17 protein-coding genes and 1 other RNA gene are annotated in these 15800 nt (G+C 70.3%); 6 read left to right on the top strand and 12 right to left on the bottom strand.

Annotated elements, in window-relative coordinates; genetic code table 11:
* Position 1: 1 nt before the first annotated feature.
* The 3 genes from dcd to LXT13_RS03015 are packed head-to-tail and all read right to left on the bottom strand — an operon-like array spanning position 2 to position 1825.
* Positions 2-568, bottom strand: a complete 567-nt coding sequence (gene dcd / locus LXT13_RS03025; protein ID WP_233370120.1) for a dCTP deaminase — start codon at positions 566-568, stop codon at positions 2-4.
* 46 nt (positions 569-614) lie between these two features.
* Positions 615-1097 (bottom strand): ribonuclease HI, encoded by a 483-nt coding sequence (gene rnhA, locus LXT13_RS03020; protein ID WP_233370119.1) that lies wholly within the window; start codon positions 1095-1097, stop codon positions 615-617.
* Positions 1094-1825 carry a class I SAM-dependent methyltransferase gene (locus LXT13_RS03015; RefSeq protein WP_233370118.1) on the bottom strand — a complete coding sequence of 244 codons (732 nt, stop codon included), beginning with the start codon at positions 1823-1825 and terminating at the stop codon, positions 1094-1096. The genes rnhA and LXT13_RS03015 overlap by 4 nt, the downstream gene beginning before the upstream one ends.
* A 13-nt stretch (positions 1826-1838) precedes the next feature.
* Between LXT13_RS03015 and gloB the strand changes: the two genes are divergently transcribed.
* Positions 1839-2624: a hydroxyacylglutathione hydrolase gene (gene gloB, locus LXT13_RS03010; protein ID WP_233370314.1), complete on the top strand. Its 786-nt coding sequence runs from the start codon at positions 1839-1841 to the stop codon at positions 2622-2624.
* Complete coding sequence (locus tag LXT13_RS03005; RefSeq protein ID WP_233370117.1) at positions 2603-4255, top strand: transglycosylase SLT domain-containing protein; 1653 nt, start codon at positions 2603-2605, stop codon at positions 4253-4255. The genes gloB and LXT13_RS03005 overlap by 22 nt, the downstream gene beginning before the upstream one ends.
* A 13-nt stretch (positions 4256-4268) precedes the next feature.
* Here LXT13_RS03005 and LXT13_RS03000 read toward each other — a convergent pair whose 3' ends face one another.
* The 4 genes from LXT13_RS03000 to dnaX are packed head-to-tail and all read right to left on the bottom strand — an operon-like array spanning position 4269 to position 7531.
* On the bottom strand, positions 4269-4661 hold the full coding sequence (locus tag LXT13_RS03000; protein ID WP_233370116.1) for an MAPEG family protein: 393 nt from the start codon (positions 4659-4661) through the stop codon (positions 4269-4271).
* Positions 4662-4674: 13 nt separating this feature from the next.
* Entirely contained in the window at positions 4675-5256 is a 582-nt protein-coding gene (gene recR, locus LXT13_RS02995; RefSeq protein WP_233370115.1) for a recombination mediator RecR, read from the bottom strand.
* A 9-nt stretch (positions 5257-5265) separates the two neighbouring features.
* Positions 5266-5592: a YbaB/EbfC family nucleoid-associated protein gene (locus LXT13_RS02990; RefSeq protein ID WP_233370114.1), complete on the bottom strand. Its 327-nt coding sequence runs from the start codon at positions 5590-5592 to the stop codon at positions 5266-5268.
* Between the two features lie 16 nt (positions 5593-5608).
* The gene (gene dnaX / locus LXT13_RS02985; protein WP_233370113.1) at positions 5609-7531 is read right to left on the bottom strand and encodes a DNA polymerase III subunit gamma/tau; all 1923 of its coding nucleotides are present in this window, start codon (positions 7529-7531) and stop codon (positions 5609-5611) included.
* 34 nt (positions 7532-7565) lie between these two features.
* Between dnaX and LXT13_RS02980 the strand changes: the two genes are divergently transcribed.
* From LXT13_RS02980 to LXT13_RS02965, 4 genes are all read left to right on the top strand, one after another.
* Positions 7566-8675 carry an AIR synthase-related protein gene (locus LXT13_RS02980; protein ID WP_233370112.1) on the top strand — a complete coding sequence of 370 codons (1110 nt, stop codon included), beginning with the start codon at positions 7566-7568 and terminating at the stop codon, positions 8673-8675.
* Positions 8676-8691: 16 nt separating this feature from the next.
* Positions 8692-9078, top strand: a complete 387-nt coding sequence (locus tag LXT13_RS02975; RefSeq protein ID WP_233370111.1) for a SirB2 family protein — start codon at positions 8692-8694, stop codon at positions 9076-9078.
* 28 nt (positions 9079-9106) lie between these two features.
* Positions 9107-9203, top strand: an RNA gene (gene ffs / locus LXT13_RS02970) — signal recognition particle sRNA small type.
* A gap of 42 nt (positions 9204-9245) precedes the next feature.
* Positions 9246-9638, top strand: a complete 393-nt coding sequence (locus LXT13_RS02965) for a GFA family protein (protein WP_233370110.1) — start codon at positions 9246-9248, stop codon at positions 9636-9638.
* A 56-nt stretch (positions 9639-9694) separates the two neighbouring features.
* On the opposite strand, the gene LXT13_RS02960 is transcribed toward LXT13_RS02965, so the two are convergent.
* The 5 genes from LXT13_RS02960 to LXT13_RS02940 all read right to left on the bottom strand — a co-directional run bounded on the left by LXT13_RS02960 (position 9695) and on the right by LXT13_RS02940 (position 15789).
* On the bottom strand, positions 9695-10108 hold the full coding sequence (locus LXT13_RS02960) for a hypothetical protein (RefSeq protein ID WP_233370109.1): 414 nt from the start codon (positions 10106-10108) through the stop codon (positions 9695-9697).
* A gap of 23 nt (positions 10109-10131) precedes the next feature.
* Positions 10132-11025, bottom strand: a complete 894-nt coding sequence (locus LXT13_RS02955) for an OmpA family protein (protein WP_233370108.1) — start codon at positions 11023-11025, stop codon at positions 10132-10134.
* 19 nt (positions 11026-11044) lie between these two features.
* The gene (locus LXT13_RS02950) at positions 11045-11413 is read right to left on the bottom strand and encodes a DUF4398 domain-containing protein (protein WP_233370107.1); all 369 of its coding nucleotides are present in this window, start codon (positions 11411-11413) and stop codon (positions 11045-11047) included.
* A gap of 183 nt (positions 11414-11596) precedes the next feature.
* A complete protein-coding gene (locus LXT13_RS02945) occupies positions 11597-13984 on the bottom strand; it encodes a serine/threonine protein kinase (RefSeq protein WP_233370106.1) in 2388 nt (795 codons plus the stop codon).
* A complete protein-coding gene (locus tag LXT13_RS02940) occupies positions 13984-15789 on the bottom strand; it encodes a serine/threonine protein kinase (RefSeq protein WP_233370105.1) in 1806 nt (601 codons plus the stop codon). The genes LXT13_RS02945 and LXT13_RS02940 overlap by 1 nt, the downstream gene beginning before the upstream one ends.
* Positions 15790-15800 lie beyond the last annotated feature (11 nt).

Below are 15800 nucleotides of genomic sequence, written 5' to 3'. Positions count from 1 at the left end.
CTCAGGTCTTGGGCAGCGTGACGCCCACCTGGCCCTGGTACTTGCCGCCGCGGTCCTTGTAGCTGGTCTCGCAGACTTCGTCGCTCTCGAAGAACAGCACCTGCGCGCAGCCTTCGCCCGCGTAGATCTTGGCCGGCAGCGGCGTCGTGTTGCTGAACTCCAGCGTCACATAGCCCTCCCACTCGGGCTCGAACGGCGTCACGTTGACGATGATGCCGCAGCGGGCATAGGTGCTCTTGCCAAGGCACACCGTCAGCACGTTGCGCGGGATGCGGAAGTACTCCAGCGTGCGCGCCAGCGCGAAGCTGTTGGGCGGGATGATGCAGACGTCCTTGTTGACGTCGACGAAGCTGTTCTCGTCGAAGTTCTTCGGGTCCACCACCGTCGAGTGGATGTTGGTGAAGACCTTGAACTCGGGCGCGCAACGGATGTCGTAGCCATAGCTGCTGGTGCCGTAGCTGACGATCTTGCGGCCGTCCTTCTCGCGGATCTGACCCGGCTCGAACGGCTCGATCATGCCGTGCTGCTCCGCCATGCGGCGGATCCATTTGTCGCTCTTGATGCTCATGTCGTCGTCCTCGTTCGCGCGGGGCGGCGCCCCGGCACTTCGTTGTTCAGCGGCTGCCCCGGGCGATGGAGGCCACGCCCTTGTTGGCCAGCATGTCGGCGCGCTCGTTGCCCGGGTCGCCCGCGTGGCCCTTCACCCAGCGCCAGTCCACCGTGTGCAGCTTGCGCAGCGCATCAAGCCGCATCCAGAGGTCGGCGTTCTTCACCGGCTTGCCATCGGCCGTCTTCCAGCCGCGGCGCTGCCAGTTGGTGATCCATTCGGTAATGCCCTTGCGTACGTATTCGCTGTCCAGGTAGACGACCACGTCGCAGCTGCGCTTGAGCGAGGCCAGCGCCTCGATGGGCGCGGTCAGTTCCATGCGGTTGTTCGTCGTGCCGGCCTCGCCGCCGAACATCTCCTTGTCGTGGCCGGCGCTGTGCAGCCACGCGCCCCAGCCGCCCGGGCCCGGGTTGCCCTTGCAGGCGCCGTCGGTGTAGATCGTGACCTGGGGCTTCTTGATGGCCAGCGCAGGTTTCGGGGAATCGGTCATTTCTTCTTCTGTTGGTTGTTCAACGCGACGGCCGGCGCCTTCTTGGCGGCCAGCCGCTTGTTGCGGGCCAGACCGATCATGCGCGTGCCGTGCACTCGCTTGATGGCCTGGATGAAGTACACGGCGCCCAGCACCGGCCACCAGCGCGAGCCCACCCCTTCGATCCACTGCCAGCGGTCCAGCCACGGCTGGGTGCGCAGCGGCGGCCGGTAGACGCCGAAGCGAGCAGCCTCGACCTCGAAGCTCAACAGCTTCAGCCAGTCGCGCAGCCGCCAGTAGCCGATGAACTCGCCGTCGCGCGGCAGGTAGGGCTCGCCGCGGCGCCGCAGCCGTCCCACGTTCTGCCGCAGCCCCCACAGGCTCGCCGGGTTGAGGCCAAAGACGATGAGCCGCCCCTCTGGCCGCAGCACCCGCTCCACCTCGCGCAGCAGCACATGGGCGTCGTGTGCCAGCTCCAGCGCATGCGGCAGCAGTACTAGATCCAGGCTGGCGCTCTCGAACGGCAGCGCGTCGAAGTCACACAGCAGGTCACGCCCGGCCAGCCAGCGATGCGGCATGCGGTTGGTCGACAGACCGTCGAGTTCGGGCAGGCCGAGCTGCAGCGCATGAAAGCCGAACAGGTCGGCCACCGCCGCGTCCACCTGCGTCTGCTCCCAATCCAGCAGGTAACGCCCTGGGGGGGTCTGCAGCCAGGCGGCCAAATCTATACTCGGCCCTTTATCTGTCATGGGTTCTGCGCCTTTGACGCTCACGCCTCTTCCCGCATTCGACGACAACTACCTCTGGCTGTTGGACAACGGCCGCGAGGCCCTGGTCGTCGATCCCGGTGACGCTGCACCGGTGGCCGCCGCTCTGGATGCCCGGCGCCTGACGCTGGCCGGCATTCTATTGACCCACCACCATGGCGATCACGTCGGCGGGGTAGAGGCCCTGCGCCCGCGCCTGCAAGGCCCGGTCTACGGCCCGGCACGCGACCGCATGCCCGAGCCCGTGACCCGCGTGAGCGGCGGCGACACCATCGAGCTGCTGGGCCTGCGCTTCGCCGTGCTGGACGTGCCGGGGCACACCGCCGGCCATGTCGCGTACTTCTGTGCCGACGTGCCCGGACAGGCACCGTTGCTGTTCTGCGGCGATGCGCTCTTCAGCGCCGGCTGTGGCCGGCTGTTCGAGGGCACGCCCGCGCAGATGCACGCATCGCTGCAGTCGCTGGCGGCACTACCAGGCGCCACGCGCGTGTGCTGTGCCCACGAGTACACGCTATCCAACCTGCGCTTCGCCCGCGAGGTCGATCCGCACAACGCCGTGCTCGCCGCCCATGCCGCCTGGGCCGAAGGCCAGCGCAGCGCCGGCCAGCCGACGCTGCCGGTGCCGCTGGGCACCGAGACCCGCATCAACCCCTTCTTGCGCTGCGCCGAACCCGCGCTGCGCGAGGCCGCGCGGCGCCATGCGCCCCTGCAACTTCCGGCCGAGCCCAGCCCGGTCGATGTCTTCGCCACGCTGCGCGAATGGAAGAACGGATTCCGATGACGCTGATCCACCGCCTCACCCTGCCGAAGGCGCTCACCCGCCTGTCCCCACTGCTACTGGCCGCATTGCTCACCGCCTGCGCAACGACCGCCCCGCCGCAGGCCGAAGCGCCCAGCGCCGCCCCCCCGCCCGCCCCGACGCCCACCGCCGAGGCCACGCCGGCGCCCGAACCCGCCACCGACGCCGCACCCGTCGTGCGCACAATGGCCGCAGAACTGCTGGAAGACAACCTGCGCCCAGGCGAGAAGATCGACCTCGACGCCCCCGACGTGAACGCTGACCTGTGGGCGCGCCTGCGCGGAGGCTTCCAACTGCAGGACCTCGATGATGACTGGGTGCGCAAGGCCGAGGCCTGGTACAGCGCGCGGCCGGACTACGTCGACCGCATGACCGACCGCGGCAGCCGCTATCTCTTCCACATCCTGGAAGAGGTCGAGAAGCGCGGCATGCCGGCCGAACTGGCGCTGCTGCCCTTCGTCGAGAGCGCCTTCGTCACGCATGCCGTGTCGTCGACCAAGGCCACCGGCATGTGGCAGTTCATGCCCGCCACCGGTCGCGACTTCGACCTGAAGCAGAACATCTTCCGCGACGACCGCCGCGACGTGCTCGCGTCCACCCGGGCCGCGCTGGACTACCTGGGCCGGCTCTACAAGATGTTCGGCGACTGGCACCTGGCGCTGGCCGCCTACAACTGGGGCCCGGGCAATGTGCAGAAGGCCGTCGCCCGCAACCAGCGGCTGGGCCTGCCGACCGACTACGCCAGCTTGAAGATGCCGGACGAGACGCGCTACTACGTGCCCAAGCTGCAGGCCGTAAAGAACATCGTGCTCGCCCCCGACCGCTTTGCGCTGAGCCTGCCGCCGGTAGCCAACCACCCGTACTTCCTCAGCGTCAAGATCGAGCGCGACATCGACGTGGCGCTGGCTGCCGAGCTGGCCGGCCTGTCGCTGGAGACCTTCCAGCAGTTCAACCCGCAGATGAACAAGCCGGTCATCCTGGCTGCCGCGACGCAGCAGGTGCTGCTGCCGTACGAGCAGGCCAGCGCCTTCGCCGAGAACCTGGCCCGCCACAACGGGCCGATGGCCACGTGGACCGCCTGGGTGGTGCCCAAGACGATGAGCCCGTCGGACGCCGCCAAGCGCACCGGCATGGCCGAGTCGGCGCTGCGCGAAGTCAACCGCATCCCGCCCAAGATGCTCGTCAAGGCCGGCTCCACGCTGCTGGTGCCGCGTGCCGCCCACGTGGTGGACGACGTCTCCGAGCGCCTGGCCGACACAGCGGCGCTGAACCTCGCGCCCGACGCGCCGCCGCTGCGCCGCATGAGCGTCAAGGCCGGCAAGGGCGACACCATCGCCGGCATCGCCGCGCGCTACAAGGTGCGCGCCGAGCAGGTGGCGCAATGGAACAAGCTGGGGCGGCACACTACCAGCCTCAAGCCCGGCCAGACCCTGGTGGTCTACACCGCCACCACGGCGCCTGCCGTGACCCAGGCCAAGGCCACACCGGCGCCGCAAGCGGCACGCCCCGTGCGGGTGGCCAAAGCGACGGCCAAATCGTCACCCGCCCGCAAGGCTGCCAAGGTGGCCCGCGGCGGCAAGGGCAACACGGTCGTGGCCGCCGCCGCGCCCTGAGCGCGTCACGCGCTCAGCGTACGAAGAACAGCGCGGCGCAGCAGGCGACGCCGGCTGTCCAGGCCAGCGAGCGCAGCGAGGCCTGATCGGCCAGGTAGAGGGCGATGAATGCCAGCCGCGCTGCGATGAAGCCCATCGCCAGCGCGTCCACAGTGGCTTGCGCCGCCTGATGCTGGTGGGCGACGAACAGCCCCGCCAGGAAGACGGGCAGGGCCTCCCATCCATTGGCCTGCGCCGCATTGGCCCGCGCCTGCCAGCCCTGCTGCTTGGCCAGCCATTCACGCGGCTGGTGGTTGTCGAAGCCGCCATCGCGGCGACGCTTGCCGAAGCCGCGGGACTTGGCCAGGCCAGCGCTGACGATGGGCAGCGCGCAGGCAATCAACAGGCAGATCTGGGCCACGGTCATGGCGGCGTCTCCGTCAACGTCGGTCTGACAAGGCGTGGGCGATGGTGCCCAGGTCCACAAACTCCAGCTCGCTGCCCACGGGCACGCCACGCGCCAGCCGTGTGGACTTGATGCCACGGGCCTTCAGTGCCTCGGACAGCACATGCGCCGTCGCCTCGCCCTCGGCGGTGAAGCTCGTGGCCAGGATGACCTCCTCGACGCTGGGCTCGCCCGCGCGCGCCATCAGCTCGGCCGCACCGATCTGCCGCGTGCCGACGCCGTCCAGCGGTGACAGCCGCCCCAGCAGCACGAAGTAGTAGCCGCGGTAGGAGCCGGTGCGCTCCAGCGCTGCCTGGTCGGCGGGCGTCTCGACGACACACAGCAGCCGCGCGTCCCGCTCGGGGTCGGCGCAGACGCCGCACAGCGGTGTCTCGCTGAAGGTGTGGCAGCGCTCGCAGTGCTTGATGCGCTCACCGGCCGCCGTCAGCGCGTCGGCGAGCCGCGGCATGGCCAGGCGGTCATGCTGCAGCAGGTGGTAGGCCATGCGCTGGGCCGACTTCTGGCCCACGCCGGGCAGGCGCTTGAGCGCCTCGATCAACGTCTCAAGCGCGGTCACGGAGCCGGGTCAGAACGGGAACTTCATGCCCGGGGGCAGCGGCATGCCGGCGGTCAGCTTGCCCATGCGCTCGGCGCTGGTGGCCTCGGCGCGTCGGGCGGCATCGTTGAAGGCGGCGGCCACGAGGTCCTCCAGCATGTCCTTGTCGTCGGCCAGCAGGCTTGGGTCGATGGTGACGCGGCGGACCTCGTTGCGGCAGGTCATGACCACCTTCACGAGCCCGGCACCGCTCTGGCCTTCGACCTCGACGTTGGCGAGTTCTTCCTGCGCCTTCTTCAGGTTGTCCTGCATCGCCTGGGCTTGCTTCATCAAGCCGGCGAGTTGGCCTTTCATCATGATCGTGTCCTTGTGTCTACGTAGAAGGTGTCAGCACGGGCTGCACGGAGCCCGGCAGGATGCGTGCCGACGGGAATTGGGACAGCAGCGTGCGTGTCATCGGATGCGTCGCGGCCAGTTCCTCGGCGGCGCGCTGCTGGGCCTCGATGCGGGCCACCGTGCGCAGCGCAATGGAATCCTCGGCCACGCCGGCCTCGATCTCGAGCTTCGCATCCAACGCCGCCTCGAGCTTTGCGACCAGCGCCGGCTGGCGCAACGACTCGCGCTCGACGCGCAAGCGCCAGAGCTCGCGGCCGTTCACCGTCTCGCAGCCCAGCGCCTGGGCCTGGCGGGCCAGTTCGCCGGTCATGCCGACGATGCTGGCCGCCGCGACGCGCTCGGCCCAGCGAGAACCTTCAGGCGTCTCGCGCAGTTCCACGCGGCGCGGCGCCTCGGGTTCGCGGGCGTCCGGCGCAGTGGCCGTAGGGCCGTCGTCGGCCTCCATCCACGGCGGTGGCGCATCATCGGGCGGCGGGCCGTCGCCGAGGTCCATGTCGTCCTCGGCCACCGGTGCATGCTCGACCGGGCGCGGCCGCAGCCGCGCGCCGAAGCTGGGCGCAGCAGCCTCGGCGGCCTTGGGCGCTGCGACGGGAGCAGGCGCGGGAGCGACGGGTGCCGGCGCGGGCGCCACGACCGGCGACGCCAGGGAAGCCGCCACGGGAGCCGTGGCCACAGGCGCCCTCGCCACGGCCGGTGCTGGCGGCGGCGGCGCGGCCTTGGGCAGCGGAACGCTGACCACCGCCTTGGCCACCGCCGGTGGGCGCACCAGCGCGGCCGCCTTCACCGGCTTCGGGCTCGTGCCCGCGGGGCGGAAGGCCAGCATGCGCAGCAGCACCATCAGCAGCCCGGCGTATTCGTCCGGCGCCAGGTGCAGCTCGGCGCGGCCGTGCAACGCCATGCTGTACATCAACTGGATCTCGTCGGCCGGCAGCGCGACGGCCAGGCGGCGAATCTCGGCCGTCTCGCCGTCCGCGTCGTCCAGCGCCGTCGGCGCGGCCTGAGCGAGGGCCATCTGCTGGAACAGCGTCGCCAGGTCCTCCAGCGTGCCGGCGGCCGACAGGCCCGCGCCGCGCAGCGCATCGGCCTGGGCCACGACGGCCTCGCCGCTGGCCGCGGCCAGCGCGTCGACGATGGCCACCACATGGCCCCGGTCCACGCTGCCCAGCATCTGGCGCACGCCGGCCTCGGTCAACTGGCCGGCACCGAAAGCGATGGCCTGGTCGGTCAGCGACAGCGCATCGCGCATGGAGCCGCGAGCTGCGCGCGCCAGCAGCCTCAGCGCGCCGCCCTCGGCCGGCACGCTCTCGGCACCCAGCACATTGCCCAGGTGCATCTGCACGTCGGCCGCGGCCATCGGGCGCAGGTTGAACTGCAGGCAGCGCGACAGCACGGTCACCGGCACCTTCTGCGGGTCGGTGGTGGCCAGCACGAACTTCAGATACTCGGGCGGCTCCTCCAGCGTCTTCAGCATCGCGTTGAACGCGGTGTTCGACAGCATGTGGACTTCGTCGATCATGTAGACCTTGAAGCGGCCGACGACCGGCTTGTAGACCGCCTGGTCCAGCAGTTGCGAGATCTCCTCGACGCCGCGGTTGGACGCCGCGTCCAGTTCCACGTAGTCGACGAAGCGGCCCGAATCGATGTCGCGGCAGGCCGCGCAGACGCCGCAGGGCTGGGCCGTGATGCCGCCGGTGCCGTCCGGCCCGGTGCAGTTCAGGCTCTTGGCGAGGATGCGCGAGACGGTCGTCTTGCCGACGCCGCGCGTGCCGGTGAACAGGTAGGCGTGGTGCAGCCGGCCCTGCGTCAGCGCGTTGGCCAGCGCCTGCACGACATGCTCCTGGCCGACGAGCTGCTCGAAACTCTGCGGGCGGTATTTGCGGGCCAGGACCTGATAGCTCATGGGCCAAGATTCTAGGGGTCGATAATCTGCTCCCATGACTTCGCAAGCCCCCCTCACCTACGACCAGGCCGGCGTCAACTACGACCTGATCGACCCGCTCAAGATCACCGCGCAGCGCGCCGCCGCGGCCACCGCGTCCCACCTCGCCGGCCACGGCTTCAGCGAGGTCAAAGCATCGCGCGGCGAGTCAGCCTATGTCGTCGACGTCGGACCGTTCTACATCGCCTCCATCGTGGAATGCCTGGGCACCAAGACGCTGGTGGCCGATGAGATGGCCAAGCTGACGGGCAACAGCTTCTTCGCCGGCATCGCACAGGACACCATTGCGATGGCGATCAACGACCTCATCACCGTCGGTGCGACGCCGCTGGTCGTGCAGGCTTACTGGGCGGCCGGCGGCAGCGACTGGTTTGGCGACGCACAGCGCGCGCAGGCGCTCGTGGCCGGCTGGAAGGCCGCCTGCGACACCTGCCAGGTCGCCTGGGGCGGCGGCGAGACGCCTGCGCTGGCCGGCATCGTCGAGGACGGCCGCATCGACCTGGCCGCGTCGTGCACGGGACTCATCAACCCCAAGGAACGCCTGTCCGTCGGCGACAAGCTGGGCCCCGGTGACGCCATCGTGCTGCTGGCTTCCAGCGGCATCCACGCCAACGGCCTGAGCCTGGCCCGCAAGCTGGCCGAGCGCCTGCCACAGGGCTACCTGACCGAGATCGAACCGGGCCTGACCTACGGCGAAGCGCTGCTCGCCCCAACGGCCCTGTACTCGCCCGTGACCGAGGCGCTGTGGAAGGCCGGCATCACGCCCCACTACTGCGCCAACATCACCGGCCACGGCTGGCGCAAGCTGTTGCGTCACCCGAGTGCGCTGACCTATCGAATCCACGCTGTGCCGCCCAAGACGGCCGTGCTGGACTTCATCCAGAAGCAGGCTGGTCAGGACGACCGCGAGGCCTATTCGACGCTGAACATGGGCGCCGGCTTCGCGATCTTCGTAAAGGCCGAGGACGCGGAGCGCACTGCGCAGATCTCGCGCGATTGCGGCATCGAGGCCTGGGTCGCCGGCACCGTCGAGGCCGGCCCGAAGCAGCTGCTGATCGAACCCATCGGCGTTCGGTTCAGCGAAGACGACCTGCATCTGCGCTGAACGCGCACCGCCGCGCTTGACCTGGTTCTATACCGAGATGGTCCAGTGGCATGTGCTGCTGGCCTGGTGCAGCGTGGCGCTGTTCTTCTGCCGCGGTCTGATCTTCCAGTTCGGCAACGCGCGCCTGCAGGACGTGGCCAAGGACGCGCGGCTGCTGGTGCTCGTGTTCGGCGTGAATGCCTGCCTCGTCGTCACGGGCCTCAGCCTGTGGGGCTCCGTCGGCTACAACCCCATCACGGACTGGTGGCTGGGGGTGAAACTCGTCGCGCTGGTGGGCTACTGGGCTTGCGGTCACTGGGCCATGAGCCAGGACCGCATGCACCTGCTGGGCTATCTCACCGCACTCGCTTTGCTGGCGCTGGCAATGGACTTGTCTATCAATCGCCAGTTCCTGCCGGGCTGAGGTCCCATCGGCGGTTAGAATCTCGCTCGACGGGCCTCCCCGCATGGAAGCGCGCCCAACCGGGTCAGGTGGGGAACCAAGCAGCCCTAAGCGTTGCAACCAGTGCCGGGGTCAGGCTCGTCACCCTCCCTTCCCCGCCCCCGGTCCGCTCTCCCCAAGGAGCCTCCATGGACCGATTGACCGGCGGCTGCCTCTGCGGCGACATCCGATTCGTGGCCATCGGCCGCCCCTACCGCGTGGGCCTGTGCCACTGCATGGACTGCCGCAGGCACCATGGCGCCCTCTTCCATGCATCAGCCATTTTTCCGGGCGACGCGGTCACCATCGAAGGGCAGACGAGCCACTACGCCGGGCGGCATTTCTGCCCGCGCTGCGGCTCGTCGGTAATCGCGCGCTCGGGCGACGAGGTGGAGGTCAGCCTCGGTGCGCTGGATGCCACCGACCAGTTCACACCGACCTATGAGCTCTGGACGATGCGCCGGGAGTCGTGGCTCCCCCCCTTCCCGCTCGCCAGGCGCTATCCGCAGAACCGCGACGAGACGAGTCGGTTCGAGGAATGAAGCAATAACGGCCGGGGCGCCCTGTGGCGCCCCGGCCGTTGCGACGACGCGTCGCCTCAACCGCCCGGCGCCTTCGGGATGTCGGTCTCACGTACTGTCAGCGTGCTCAGTTCGCCGCCGCTGTCGACGCTGCCCACCACCTGGCCCTCGCGAACCCGGCGTTCGCACAGCGTGCGGTCCTCGCCGCGCTGCACCTCGCAGCGCTTGAGTGCATTGGCAGCCCACTGGGCCGACTGGTCAGCGGACGAGCCCAGACGTCCTTGGCGCGCCTGCGCGTAGGCAGCGGCCGCTTCGCGCAGGCAGACGTTCCGGGGCTCGCTTGTCTTGCCGGTCAGACAGTCGGCTTTTTCACGCTCGTACTGCAGGCGCAGCGGGTCGACGTTCTTCGGCTGCGGCGCGGCGTGGGCCGTGGCGCCCAGTGCCAGCAGGGAGGCCGCCAGCCAGGCGGCGGGGTGTCGGCGGATGTCCATGGGGTTCTCCTTTCAGCCGGTACTCAACCGCGGGCGCGGACGGGCTGGTTGTCGTTCGAGATGTAGACCTCGACGCGGCGGTTCATCGCGCGGTCCGAGCTGCTCGAGTTGCTGGCCACCGGGTAGGCCTCGCCATAGCCACGCGTGTCGACGCGGCTCGGATCCACGCCCTGGGCGCGCAACGCATCGGCCACGGCCTGCGAGCGGCGTTGCGACAGGGTCAGGTTGGCCTGGTCGCTGCCGACGCTGTCGGTGAAGCCCTCGATGAGGACGCGGCGGTCGGGATGCTGGTTCAGGTAATGCGCCAGCTTCGTGATGGCCCCCTGCGCTGCGGGCTTGATATCGGCGCGGCCGAACTCGAACAGCACGTCACCCAGCGTGACGAGCATGCCACGGTCGGTCTGGCGGGCCTGCAAATCCTGCAGCTCGCGTTGCAGATCGGCGGCCTGGGCCTGCGCGGTCGCGGCCTGCTGGCGGGCGGCCACGGCATCGGCGTTCGCGTTGGCCGCGGCGATCTGCGCATCGGCGGCCTGCGCCTGGGCATTGCGGGCACGCGCCGCGTTCGCATCCGCCCGGGCGCGCTCGCGGTCGGCCTCGGCGGTCTTGATCGCGTCTTCGTCGGTCTGCGCCTTGGCCAGTGCCATCGCGGTGCGGGCCTGGGTCGACGCGACATAGGCGGCCGAGTCGATATCGGCCGGCGCGGCGCGGTCGGCGCTCAGCTGCTCGGCGCGCTTCAGCGATTCGGACGCCTTCTTCACATCCAGCGCGGCGTACTTCAGGACGGCGGGGTCGGCCTCGGCGCTGCGCACGGTGGAACGGGCCTGCGTCAGGCCGGGCGTGACGGTGGGCGCGCTGGCGCAACCGGCCATCAGGGCGGCCGCGGCGGCCAGGGCGGTCAGGGTAGCGGTGGTTCGCATGACGGTCCTCTCTTCGTGATCAGGAACGATTCAGCTGCGATTGCAGCTGCTGGATGCTCTGGCGCACCTCGGCCAGCGCACGGCTGGAGCGCGCGGAGCGCGCCGTGGCCTGGGCCAGCGCCGCGTCGGCTGCGGCCTCGTCGGCCAGTTGGCGTGCGGCGACATAGTCCTTGCGGGCGACAGCCGCATTCGCGCGGGCCAGCTTGTCTCGTGCGGTGGCCAGTTCGGCCGGCGCCTCGGAGGCGTTGCCGGTGGCCTGGTCCACCGCCGCATTGGCCACGGCCATCTGCTCCTTGGGCTCGGGCGCGGAGGCACAGGCGGCCAGCGCTGCGGCAACGCAAGCGACGAGCAAGGCCCGACCGTTCTTCTTGATCATGTGGGGATTCATCTCGGACTCCTGTTGGTGTGGAACCGGGTGCGGCGGGTGTCGCACGCCTGGCTCAGGACTGCAGGCTGCCGAATCAGTATTCGCGATGAGCTCTGCGGCGCTGGTCGGAGTGCGGGCGCGCGTGCGGTCAGCGTGCGGCGTCGGCCGCTGTCGGAGGCGCCCTACAGCCGCGGGCGCAGCCGATCAGGTCGTCGCCTGCCGGAAGGCCATCACGGCCTGGTTACGCAGCGTGCGCAGCAGCGAGAGCTCCTTGTCACCCAGCTGCACACCACCCGCCTGGGCATGGTCGGCGTAGAGCAGCCCCAACGGCGCGCCCTTGAGCATGAGCGGCAGCAGCAGGAAGGTCTGCGCATTCAGCTCGCCCTGGAACCACGCCGGCAACCGCGCGGCGATGTTGGGGGCACGGGCGTCCTGGATCAAAGTGTCCGCGCCCTTCAGGCAGACGGCGCCGAACAGGTCCGGCGGCTGCTGCGTCAGGTCCACGCGCATCAGCGGCGCCAGCCGCTCGACCTCCTCTCCCACGCCCAGGCGCCCGGTCAACACCTGGCCCCGCGCATCGCGCAGGCAGAAGATGACGCGGCGGGCGCCGAGTGCGCGGTAAATGGTCTCCAGGATCATGCGCAGCACGGCATTGAGCTGGCAGCTGTTGACCATCGCGTCGGTCACCTCCTGGATGCCCGCAGCAAGCAGCTCGCCAGACAGCCCAGGGTCCCGCGGCGCGCCGGGCACTTCGCTGCGCTCCAGCACCTGCGTAGGCGCGAGCTCATGAGCCGTGAGCGAATCCAGTGCCGACGGCGTCAGTGGCGCCAGCAGCCGCTGCGCCCGCGAGTGCTTGGGCAGCCGCATGTCGAGCGCTTCGGTCATCTGCGCGAGCCGCTGCCGCGCGACGTCTGCCGCCTGCTCGAAGCGCTCCGCGCCCAGGCCCAACGCGCGCGCATGGCGTTGGCCGAGCGCACGCACCTTGGCATGAGCCTGCTCCGGCGGTGTCTGCAGGATCAGGTCTGCCATGTCGTTGGCGGCGCGGGCCAGCCAGCGCTGGCGCTCGGCGGCGTCTTCGATGAGCTTCTGCGGCGGCTCGCCGCCGGGCCGGCGCATCGCGCGCTGCAGCGCCTCTGGCAGGCCCCACTGCCGGGCCACGCCCAGGCCCAGCGCCTCATAGCTCATGCCCAGCACCTGCGCCGACGCGGCCGCCTCGCTGAGCGCGAGGCCGTCGTCCGCCGGGCTCACGAGCCGGCGCACGGCTTCGGCCTCCTCGGGAAAGTAGAACTCGGTCAACGTGCGGCCCAGGTGGTACAGCATCGCGCCGAGGAATGCTTCCTCGGCCTCGCGCTCGGTGGAGCACAGCTCCCGCGCCAGCGACGCCGCCATCAGCGTGCGCAGGAAGTCCTCGCGCAGCCGCTGAGCGTGGCCCTTGTTCTCCATGCGCTCCAGCAGCACAAGGCTGAGCGCCAAATTGCGGATGCCGGCAAAGCCGATCAGCGCAACGGCGCGCGACACCGTGCTGATGCCGCCGCCTCCCTGCCCGCCGCTCGCATGGCGGTAGGCCGCGGTGTTGACCAGGCGCAGCAGCTTCTGCGTGAGCGCCACGTCCTTCAGGATCTCGTTGGACAGGTTGGCCAGGCTCTCGTGCTCGGACTGCGTGAGCCGCTGGATGCGCATGATCGCGTCCGACAGCGCGGGGAAGTCGCTCTTGTGGCGCATGCGCCGCAGCAGGAAGTCCAGCACCGGCGCGTCCTGCGCCTCGGCATCCGGCTCGACGATCGGGCGCAGCCAGGCGGCCAGCGCGTCGCGCATCGCCACGGCGCTGGGCCAGCGCGCCGACGGCTCGCGCGCCAGGCCGCGCTGCACGATGGCGCGCAGCGCATCGTCCACCGCCGGGTCCAGGCCCGACGGCAGCACGAGGTCCGTGCTCTGCACGCGCTGGATGGCGCGCCAGGGGTCGGGGTCGTGATTCAGGCGCTGGCCCGACAGCATCTCGGCCAGCATGACGGCAGCGGCGAACACGTCCATCTGCGGATGCGGCGCCGCGCCGCGCGCGGCCTCGGGCGAGATGTAGCCCGGCGTGCCGACGATGCGCGACGACGCACCGGCGTCGCTCGACACCCGCGCGGCGATGCCGAAGTCCATCACGCGCGCACGCCCCTGGGCGTCAAGCAGGATGTTGCTGGGCTTCAGGTCGCGGTGCACGAGGCCGGCAGCATGGGCCGCGGTCAGGCCGTCCAGCACGCCCAGCATCAGCGTGACGGCCTCCGCAGCGGTGGGCGGCGGCCCGGCACGCAGCCGCTGACTCAAGGTGCCACCGGAGACGTACTCGAACACGAGGTAGGAATGGCCGCCCTGCGTGTCCGCCTCGAAGACGGGCACGATGTTGGGGTGCGTCAGCCGGCTGACGGCGCGCGCCTCGTGCAGCCATTCGTCCACGCTGCCGGGCTCGGCCGCGGCCTTCAGCAGCTTGACGGCCACCTCACGGTCCAGCAACGGGTCATGGGCCAGCCAGACGGTTGCCTGTGCGCCCTCGCCCAGGCGCTGCATCAGCCGGAAGCGGCCGAGCTGGGGCAGGTCCTCGGACATCAGGAACGGCCGGCGAGCCGCTGGCGCAGCGGCGACGGCGAGGCCGCCGGGGCCGGCGACGCCGCCGGCACAGTCCCGGGGCGTTGGGCACCGGGGTTCAGAGCCTCCATCACCTCACGCAGGCCAAGGCCCAGCGCCTTGGCGTAGCGGCGCGTCGCGGCCTCCACGCCGGGGCGGCGCCTGGCTTCGGGCAGGCCCAGCGCATCGACCAGCTCGTTGGCGAAGCTGCCGGTCAGGCGCAAGGTGTCCGCATCAGTGCGGGGCGGGTGCACGGGCGCGTCCAGCGGCTGGCGGCGGACCATCTGCAGCAGCTCGTCGCCGAGGCCCCAGTGGCGCGCGACGGCGGCGCCGAGCGCATCGAGATCGGCACCCAGCACCGCATACGCCGCGGCCTGTTCACTGAGGCCCTGCGGATGGGGCTGGTCCTCGGTCGGCTCGGGAGGCAGTATGAGCTGGCGGATTTGCTGCGCATCGTCCGGGAAGTGGTACTGCACCAGCAGCCGGCCCAGGTTCTGCATCAAAGTGATCAGGTAGACGACCTCGCCGTCATAGCCCGCGGGCCGCAGCGCCTGCGCGAGCTGGCCGGCCTTGGCCACGCGGGCCATCACCTGGCGCAGCATCTCGGCGGCCACCGGCTGCAGCGGGCCGGGCCACGGCTTGAGCGCGTTCGCCGCGCCCTGCAGCCCGTCCAGGCCCAGCATCTGGATCGCGCGCTGCATGTTCAGAATCGTCTCACCCGCATGGCCGTTCTGCTTCAGCGCGTTGTTGACGCGGCGCACCAGCTCCAGCGTTAGCGCCATGTCCTTCAGCACCAGCTCGGACAGCGCACTGGCGTGCTGGGCCTCCAGGCCGGATCCCGCCGTGAAGCGGTGCATGCCGGTCGTCGTCGTAGGCAGGTGGCCGATGCGCTGCAGCTTGTCCAGCAGCAGCACGATGGGCCCGCCATCGTCGTAGGACGCCGCCTGGCGCCAGCCGTCCAGCGCACGCAAGAAGCTGCGCGCGAGGTGGTAGCGCTGGCGGGTCTGGCGGTCCGTCGCGCGATTGCAGATGGCGCGCAGCGGGTCGGGGATGGGATGCGGCGTCTCCCAGCCCAGGCGCACCATCTCGCGGCCTAGCGGCTGCATCTGCTGCACGACGGCCTGCAGGTCGTTCTGCTCCAGCACCGGCTTGCCGCTCAGGATGCGGTTCAGCAGCAGCCCGACGCACAGCACGTCCTCCTCGGCCGATTCGCGCACCGCCCGGCGGGTGACGGTGGTGAAGTCGACGTTGGCGGGGAAGACTTCCTGCGCGACCTCCAGGCCGATCAGCCGCACCTTGTCGCCCGCGTCGATGACGAGGCTGGCTGTCTGGATGTCGCGATGCGCATGGCCGGCCTCGTGCGCGAAGGCCAGGCCCTCCAGCAGCTGCGCGACCCAGCCGGCGGCATCCAGCGGCACCGGCGCAGCCTGGCGAGCCAGGCGCTCGTCGAGCGTCTCGCCCAGCGCCCGGTCATAAGCGACGTAGGGCCAGCTCTCGACCTGACCAATCTCGAAGACCGGCGCGAGTTGCGGATGCTGCACCCGCGACCCGGCCTGGGCCATGCGCAGCCAGTGCTCCAGCGCGCCGGCGCTGTTGGGCTTCTCGCGCGGCATGCACAGCATCAACTCCTGGCCATGCCGGGCGTCGAAGACGCGCCACGTCAGGCCGCGGGCACTCTTGGACAGCAAGGCGCGCAGCTCGAAGCGGCCGAAGGTCTTCAGCGGAGCAGCAGCAGGAGCGGGCTCGGACACGGCGGGGGCGGACTGACGGAAGTTGGATCGCTGCATTGGACTCCACC

The sequence above is a fragment of the Pelomonas cellulosilytica genome, assembly GCF_021353265.1.
GTDB lineage: Bacteria > Pseudomonadota > Gammaproteobacteria > Burkholderiales > Burkholderiaceae_C > Pelomonas > Pelomonas cellulosilytica.
This window is presented reverse-complemented; position numbering and strand designations above follow the sequence as displayed.

Coding starts and splice junctions, on each gene's coding strand:
- dcd (WP_233370120.1), bottom strand. CDS start 568: ATGAGCATCAAGAGCGACAAATGGATCCGCCGCATGGCGGAGCAGCAC.
- rnhA (WP_233370119.1), bottom strand. CDS start 1,097: ATGACCGATTCCCCGAAACCTGCGCTGGCCATCAAGAAGCCCCAGGTC.
- LXT13_RS03015 (WP_233370118.1), bottom strand. CDS start 1,825: ATGACAGATAAAGGGCCGAGTATAGATTTGGCCGCCTGGCTGCAGACC.
- LXT13_RS03005 (WP_233370117.1), top strand. CDS start 2,603: ATGGAAGAACGGATTCCGATGACGCTGATCCACCGCCTCACCCTGCCG.
- LXT13_RS03000 (WP_233370116.1), bottom strand. CDS start 4,661: ATGACCGTGGCCCAGATCTGCCTGTTGATTGCCTGCGCGCTGCCCATC.
- LXT13_RS02990 (WP_233370114.1), bottom strand. CDS start 5,592: ATGATGAAAGGCCAACTCGCCGGCTTGATGAAGCAAGCCCAGGCGATG.
- dnaX (WP_233370113.1), bottom strand. CDS start 7,531: ATGAGCTATCAGGTCCTGGCCCGCAAATACCGCCCGCAGAGTTTCGAG.
- LXT13_RS02980 (WP_233370112.1), top strand. CDS start 7,566: ATGACTTCGCAAGCCCCCCTCACCTACGACCAGGCCGGCGTCAACTAC.
- LXT13_RS02965 (WP_233370110.1), top strand. CDS start 9,246: ATGGACCGATTGACCGGCGGCTGCCTCTGCGGCGACATCCGATTCGTG.
- LXT13_RS02960 (WP_233370109.1), bottom strand. CDS start 10,108: ATGGACATCCGCCGACACCCCGCCGCCTGGCTGGCGGCCTCCCTGCTG.
- LXT13_RS02955 (WP_233370108.1), bottom strand. CDS start 11,025: ATGCGAACCACCGCTACCCTGACCGCCCTGGCCGCCGCGGCCGCCCTG.
- LXT13_RS02950 (WP_233370107.1), bottom strand. CDS start 11,413: ATGAATCCCCACATGATCAAGAAGAACGGTCGGGCCTTGCTCGTCGCT.
- LXT13_RS02945 (WP_233370106.1), bottom strand. CDS start 13,984: ATGTCCGAGGACCTGCCCCAGCTCGGCCGCTTCCGGCTGATGCAGCGC.
- LXT13_RS02940 (WP_233370105.1), bottom strand. CDS start 15,789: ATGCAGCGATCCAACTTCCGTCAGTCCGCCCCCGCCGTGTCCGAGCCC.